Source organism: Luteibacter sp., assembly GCF_051958795.1.
In the GTDB taxonomy this organism is placed as follows: Bacteria; Pseudomonadota; Gammaproteobacteria; order Xanthomonadales; family Rhodanobacteraceae; genus Luteibacter.
Genome location: NZ_JBQCFT010000010.1, coordinates 1 through 6,699 on the forward strand (window position 1 = coordinate 1; position 6,699 = coordinate 6,699).

The window sequence follows — 6,699 nt, forward strand, 5'->3', positions numbered from 1 at the left end:
GTGTGTCGCGCGTCACGCCCACGCCTAGCGTGATGTTCAGCGTTTCCTTTTCATTGAAGCGGTACGAGCCGCCGATCAGCAGTGAGCCGAGCGTCGCTCGCGCGGATCCCGGCAGCGGGTGGCCCTGCTGCTGGGTGCGGCCAACGAAGGCCTGGTCATAGCCGATGCTGATCGAAGCCTTCTCATTCAACGAAAGGCCCATACCGACGCTGATATCGGCAATGTCGCCCGCCTTGATGTCACCAAGGAACTGCTTGCCTGCCCCGAGCACATTGCGACTGACGTTCTTGCGTTCGAAGTTGTGCAGATAGCTGAAGTTGCCGAAGAAGACTACCGGATCGGACGGATACAACCAGGTCAGGCCCAGTTGGGCGGAATAGAAACCACTACCCGTCGGGTTCTTGAGCGGCAGGCCCGTGCCGGTGTAATTCGCCACGCAACGCGTGACGCAATCGCTCGTCACCTCGAACGGATCATCGCCCGTACGTGACTTCGCGCGGAACCAGCCGATGTAATACGGTTTGTCAGCGCCGCCATCGTTCAGCTGGTAACGCAGGGTCGCTTCGACGTCGCCGATGCCCTTGCCGCTGGTCGTGAACAGGCGATCCTGCGCCGTACCCGTGAAGATCTCGCGGCTGATCGTATCGGTGTGCGAATCCACGTAGGGCACGCGCACTTCCAGTTCCATACGGTTGGTCAGGCCATAACGGAACGCCAGCGCGCCCGTCTGCGTGGTCTGCTTCACCTGCCGGACATCGACCAGGCCGATCAGGATTGCGGGAATAACGGTGTAACCCACCAGCGCCACGCGATCGCTGGATGAATACCCGTATTGATACGACGGCTCGATGATGAGCTTCTTCTTCGGCGTGAGCACACCGGGCTGGTCGAAAATAGGCGCGACCTCGGGCGGACGTTCATCCTGTTCGGGCCGTTTTCCGACCGGCTGGGTGGCCGCAACCGGCTGCGAGACCGGGGCTGCCGGTGCGCCGGGAGCGGGTGTGCCGGGAGGGACCTGGTCCTGCGGCGGCGCGGACGCCTGTGAGCCCGCACCGGGTGAACCAGTAGCGCGAGCTTCCTCCAGTGCCGTCATGCCGACAGCCTTGCGCAATTCGTTGTACTGGATTTCCTGCGATGCAAGCTCTCGCTTCATCTGCTCCAGTTCGGCGAGCTGCTCCGCCATGCGGCTGCGCATCGCATCGATCTTTCGACCTTGCGATTCGATCTTGTCACGCAGCGCAGGGTCCACAGTCGCGGACTCCTGCGCCAGGCACGCCCCGATCCACATGGGAAGCACCGCGAGCGATAGCGCACCCACGCACGTTTTTGCCTGCATCACCCTGCCATTGCGATACATGCTTTAGTTCCCCCGGAACTGGATCACCGCATCCTTTATGGCTTCATCGACACGAATGTTCTGCAACATGTGCGCGGTGTTGACGGATGCATCGATCGTTGTGGTGGCCGTAATGGCCTGGTTGTCCAAACTGTTCTGTATCACCAGCCCCGGGTTCGTCGCGCTATTGGGCAGCACGGCGGTCGTGACGGTCGAAGGCAGCCCAACCACCTGGCTGGACGAGGATGGAGACGCCGTCGCGGCGGCGGAAGAAACGGGAACCGTGATCGCCGCAGACTGGGAGGCTGTCGCTGCCGTGCCCGCGGCACTATTGCCGACCGCGCTAGCCGGATTGATCGATACCACCGTCGTGCGCAGGGCATCGGCCAGGGCGTTGGCCTGATCGACACTCATCTGGGCGACATTGGGAATGCTGATGGAGGTACGGATAGCCTCTACGCCATTTACCAGTACCGTTCGCTCGAGCGCGAACGATGCACGGAGGTTGTCGCCGTAGTCGAAGCCGCCACGGATGGTGTCGAGCCGCGCGTCGGAGACGGCATAGTTCACCGGGAAATCGGCGGCATGCAGCGATCCGGAAACGCCGCACGCGATAGCCGCGGCAATCAGAAGTTTTCGGGTGCTCATATATCCCCCGGTCCGCGTTTGGGCATCACGATGGGTCCAAGGCCGTTGCGCTCGATGCCTTCGGAAATCGGTGCCGCGGGCGCGACCGCCCAGTCGCGCGGACTGTTGAAGATGGCGCGGTCGCGTTCGTTGTGGATGACGAAGACGATGTGGTTCTTCCACATGTCATCGAAGCGCCGCCTGGACATGGATCGCGTACCGCGGGCAGGGTCGCCTATGAGCACGCGATCGTTCTTGTAGCCTTTGACGACAACGAAATGGTGGTAGCCGCGCTCGTCAATCAGGACGATCGCGGGGATGCCCTCTTCGTCAAGCTTTTCAAGCGGCACCTGGAAGCCATCGGCTTCGAAACCGCGCGATGCAAGGAACCGCTTGATATCGAGCAGCGAGAATCCTTCCCGGTTGATCTTGCGCCGATCGCCGTTCGTGTACATGACATCGAAGGCCGACTGCTCATCGACCGGATAGGCGTACTGGTAGGTCAGCAGCGTCGCCACGGCAGCCGATCCGCAGCTGAAGTCGTATTTCTGCCGAATCGTATTGCGGAAACGAGCCTCCTTCAGGCTCGTCAGCTTCATCGGGTATGACGTACCCGGGCTTGTCTGCACCTCCGCCTTGGTGGCCATGGCGAACGGGCTCGCCAGCCCCAGGATGACGGCGAGGGCGAGAGCTGCCTTCATCAGTTCATCTTCACGTTGACGATCGTGCTGTTCTGGATCAGCACGTTGTTGCCGGAGTTCTGGATCGCGGTGCTGACGCCGGCCGAACTTCCGAACGCGCCGCCGCCCAGATTGTTCGTTCCGTTGCCAATACTGAAGTTGGTGTTGTTATCGACGGTGCCGTCGGTTTCCTGCGAGGTCACGTTGTTGACGTGGGTATCGGTGCCACCGGTCATGTCCTGGAGCTTGTCCACTGGGGTCGCGCTACCGAACGATGGCGGCGGCTCGTCACCTGGCGGCGTTGCATGCGCCACGCCTGTGATGAACGCGGCAGCGACCAGGGCAAGTGCGACGATCGCGGTGTGGGGTCGGAACATCGGCATGGGTGTTCTCCTGAGGCTGGGGATCCCCTTCGGATGCCACGGGGTGCCGGGACGGCACCCCGTGGATCCTTTGCTACCTTCGCTAGCCCATTACGGCGAGCTACCCACGCTCAGGTTGGCCTGGACGTTCACACCCTGCTGGATAAGCGCGTTCGCACCGGAGTTCTGTGCGAAGTTGCCGATACCAGCGAGCGTGGCGCCCGCACCATCCATCGACTGGTGCGCATCGAACGCACCGGTGCTGACCGTGTTGGCGCCGCCCGCGCCGCCGGCCCCGCCGGCGCCACCGCCGTTGGTGCCACCCGTGCCGCTACCGCCTGCGCCGGCCGCACCGCCGTCACCGGACATAGCCGTCGCGGTACCGCCCGCGCCGCCCGTGGCCGCGCCGCCCGCGGAGGTCGGCGAGGAATCACCTGAGGTCGTCGCGCCGCCCGCACTGGCGCTTGCGCCACCCGTGCTGGAGGTCGAACCGCCCGTGGACGTATCGGCGCCACGGCCGTTCGCACGCGAGTTGGCATTGCCGCGTCCGGCGTTGCCGCCGTCGCCGTTGGTGTTGCCGCCTTCGGCGTAGCTTTCACCAGCCGATCCGCCATTCCAGCTGCCGGCATCACCGCCCACGGCGCCGTGCGCACTCGCACGTCCGCTCCGGCCGCCGTCGCCGCCACTACCGCCGTGGCCGCTGGCACCCCAGGCGTCGCCACCCGATCCGCCCCGCGCACCATTCGCATTACCGGTGTTCGCGGCGATGTTTCCGAAGTTGTAGGTGCTGTTACCCGACACTTCGCCACTGAGGGTGACGTATGACACGGCGTTGGTCGTGTTGAACGAGTTGGCCGTGGTGTTCGTCGTCATGCTGGTGTTGGTTGAGTTGTCATTGGCGCTATCGACCCAGGTCTTAGCGGTCGAATGACGCTGTGCCGAAGAGCCTGCGCCTCCGGTCTGGGTGTCGTCGGCCATAGCCGGCAGTGCAAATCCGATAGCGAGGCAGATCGCCGAAGCGATGAGGGTCTTACGCATGGGAGAGTCTCCTGTGAGCGAGCGACGTGAACCCCTGTTTTTTCCCGGGATATCCGGACGTCCTGCCAACGTGCCGGGTCACAGGAGGGAGCAAATAGCGTGCCTTCCGTCGCGCCTGCCGCGAGACCGCGCCGCAGCGGGGTTTGCGCGGTTTTCGCAAACTGAATGGATCGAAGCCGTTGTAAACGGCCTGATACAGCCCGTAACGCCCGTGCGGCGGCCAGTCTTACCCCTGTCGCGACAGCCTTTGCTGCGCGTGCCCTTGCCCTGCGGGCCCGCAACGCGGATGATTCGAACGATCGTTTGAACCGGAGCCGCCGCCCGTGTCCTACCCGCACCTCCTCGCCCCGCTCGACCTGGGCTTTACGACCCTGCGCAACCGCGTGCTCATGGGTTCGATGCATACCGGGCTGGAGGACAAGGCCGCCGACTTCAACAAGCTGGCCGCCTATTTCGGTGAACGCGCCGCTGGCGGCGTCGGCCTGATCGTCACCGGCGGCATGGCGCCCAACCTGCGCGGCTGGCTGAAGCCGATGTCCGGCACCATGTCGATGCCGTGGCACGTGGCGCGGCACCGCAAGGTCACGCAGGCGGTGCACGCCGAGGGTGGCAAGATCTGCATGCAGATCCTCCATGCCGGCCGCTACAGCTACCACCCGTTCTCGGTGGCGCCCTCCGCGATCAAGTCACCGATCACGCCCTTCAGCCCCCGCGCCCTGAGCGCTGGCGGGGTCGAACGCACCATCAACGCCTTCGTCCGCAGCGCGAAGCTCGCGCGCGACGCCGGCTACGACGGCGTGGAGGTGATGGGCTCCGAGGGTTATCTGATCACCCAGTTCCTCACCACGCGCACCAACACGCGGACGGACGGCTGGGGAGGCAGCGCCGAGAACCGCATGCGCTTCCCCGTCGAGATCGTGCGCCGCATGCGCGAGGCCGTCGGCCCGGATTTCATCATCATTTACCGGCTCTCGATGCTGGACCTGGTCGACAACGCCCAACCGTGGGACGACATCGTGACCCTCGGCCGGAAGATCGAGGCGGCCGGCGCGACCATCATCAACACCGGCATCGGCTGGCACGAGGCGCGCGTCCCGACCATCGTGACCAGCGTCCCGCGTGGCGCGTTCACCTGGGTCACGAAGCGGATGAAGGGCAACGTCGGCATCCCGCTCGTAACGACCAACCGCATCAACATGCCGGACGTCGCTGAACGCATCCTCGCGCAGGGCGACGCGGACATGGTCTCCATGGCCCGCCCGCTGCTCGCCGACCCGCAGTGGGTGAACAAGGCGAAGGCGAACCAGGCCGGATCGATCAACACCTGCATCGCGTGCAACCAGGCCTGCCTGGATCACGTGTTCAAGAACCGGGTTGCTTCGTGCCTGGTGAACCCGCGTGCGTGCCACGAGACTGAACTCCAGATCCTCCCCACCGCGGCGAAGAAACGCGTCGCCGTGGTCGGTGCCGGCCCAGCCGGCCTTGCCGCGGCCACGACCCTGGCCGAACGCGGCCACGCGGTGACCCTGTTCGATCGCGCCAGCGAGATCGGGGGGCAGTTCAACATGGCGAAGCGGATCCCCGGCAAGGAAGAATTCCACGAGGCGCTGCGTTACTTCGCGCACCGCCTCGATGCGACGGGCGTGGAACAGCGCCTCGGTACCGAAGCCTCGATCGATACGCTCGCCACGGGCGGCTTCGACACCGTGCTGCTCGCCACCGGCGTCGTGCCGCGCGCGCTCAGCATCGAGGGTTCGACGCATCCGAAGGTGCTGTCGTACATCGATGTGCTGCAGGGCGATCGCCCGGTCGGTTCTAAGGTCGCGATCATCGGCGCCGGTGGTATCGGCTTCGACGTCGCCGAGTTCCTCACCGAAGCCGCGCCCTCCCCCACCACGGATGTCGCGCGTTGGTCGAAGGAATGGGGCGTGGACATGACGATGGCGACGCCGGGCGGCCTGATGAAGGCCTCTCCCGAGGCGCCGGAACGGCAGGTCTGGCTGTTGCAGCGCTCAGAAGGTCGTCCCGGTGGCCGCCTGAACAAGACCTCGGGCTGGGTGCATCGCGCCACGCTGAAGAACAAGAAGGTGCAGATGTTCGGTGGCGTGTCGTACGAGCGCATCGACGATGAAGGACTGCACGTGACGATGGACGGGCAGAAGCATGTGCTGCCGGTGGATAACGTCATCGTCTGCGCCGGCCAGGAGCCGAACCGCGAACTGCATGAGGGGCTGGTGGCGCGTGGTGTCGATGTGCGATTGATCGGCGGCGCGGATGTCGCTGCCGAGCTGGATGCGAAGCGCGCGATTGATAAGGCGACGCGGCTGGCGGCTGCGCTCTGACGAGCGGGCTCGCCTTCGGCTTCGCGCCATCTGATCGGTTCATTCGCTTGCGCCAATGCATGTAACTAGCGGCTAGTGCCGCCTCGCGCTCGGACGTCTCTGGAAAGAGGCCTTGGGGCCCACCCTCGCTGCTCAGACAGGGCCTCCGCGTTCGTACCGGAGTGCGCCTCCGGCGCAATTGTACTTATGGGCCTCCGGCCGCTCTCTGGGGCGGAACTCGCCTCGTGGGGGGGCCCCAAGGCCTCCCGGACGTACTGAGGTTCATGGCAGGGAAGCTGGATTTCGCTTCGTATCCGGTGTGCGGACACGCGTGG

The 6,699-nt window shown here is 64.8% G+C and carries 6 protein-coding genes; 1 reads left to right on the plus strand and 5 read right to left on the minus strand.

The features are described from left to right. The 5 genes from ACTHLF_RS00780 to ACTHLF_RS00800 form a co-directional block, all read right to left on the minus strand. Positions 1–1,336 (minus strand): acetate kinase (locus ACTHLF_RS00780; RefSeq protein WP_440323973.1); only part of this gene is annotated, 1,336 nt, incomplete at its 3' end. Positions 1,337–1,360: 24 nt separating this feature from the next. Then, positions 1,361–1,984, minus strand: a complete 624-nt coding sequence (locus ACTHLF_RS00785; protein WP_440323975.1) for a hypothetical protein — start codon at positions 1,982–1,984, stop codon at positions 1,361–1,363. Beyond that, entirely contained in the window at positions 1,981–2,664 is a 684-nt protein-coding gene (locus tag ACTHLF_RS00790) for a C39 family peptidase (protein ID WP_440323976.1), read from the minus strand. Before ACTHLF_RS00790 ends, ACTHLF_RS00785 begins: the two co-directional genes overlap by 4 nt. Then, a complete protein-coding gene (locus ACTHLF_RS00795; RefSeq protein ID WP_440323978.1) occupies positions 2,664–3,026 on the minus strand; it encodes a hypothetical protein in 363 nt (120 codons plus the stop codon). Before ACTHLF_RS00795 ends, ACTHLF_RS00790 begins: the two co-directional genes overlap by 1 nt. Before the next feature lie 90 nt (positions 3,027–3,116). After that, complete coding sequence (locus tag ACTHLF_RS00800; protein WP_440323980.1) at positions 3,117–4,043, minus strand: hypothetical protein; 927 nt, start codon at positions 4,041–4,043, stop codon at positions 3,117–3,119. 323 nt (positions 4,044–4,366) lie between these two features. Here ACTHLF_RS00800 and ACTHLF_RS00805 point away from each other — a divergent pair, with 323 nt between their 5' ends. Then, positions 4,367–6,385 carry an FAD-dependent oxidoreductase gene (locus ACTHLF_RS00805; protein ID WP_440323981.1) on the plus strand — a complete coding sequence of 673 codons (2,019 nt, stop codon included), beginning with the start codon at positions 4,367–4,369 and terminating at the stop codon, positions 6,383–6,385. Positions 6,386–6,699: the final 314 nt, after the last annotated feature.

Excerpts from the sequence above, each read along its gene's own strand:
- ACTHLF_RS00785 (WP_440323975.1), bottom strand. The coding sequence starts at position 1,984 with ATGAGCACCCGAAAACTTCTGATTGCCGCGGCTATCGCGTGCGGCGTT.
- ACTHLF_RS00790 (WP_440323976.1), bottom strand. The coding sequence starts at position 2,664 with ATGAAGGCAGCTCTCGCCCTCGCCGTCATCCTGGGGCTGGCGAGCCCG.
- ACTHLF_RS00795 (WP_440323978.1), bottom strand. The coding sequence starts at position 3,026 with ATGCCGATGTTCCGACCCCACACCGCGATCGTCGCACTTGCCCTGGTC.
- ACTHLF_RS00800 (WP_440323980.1), bottom strand. The coding sequence starts at position 4,043 with ATGCGTAAGACCCTCATCGCTTCGGCGATCTGCCTCGCTATCGGATTT.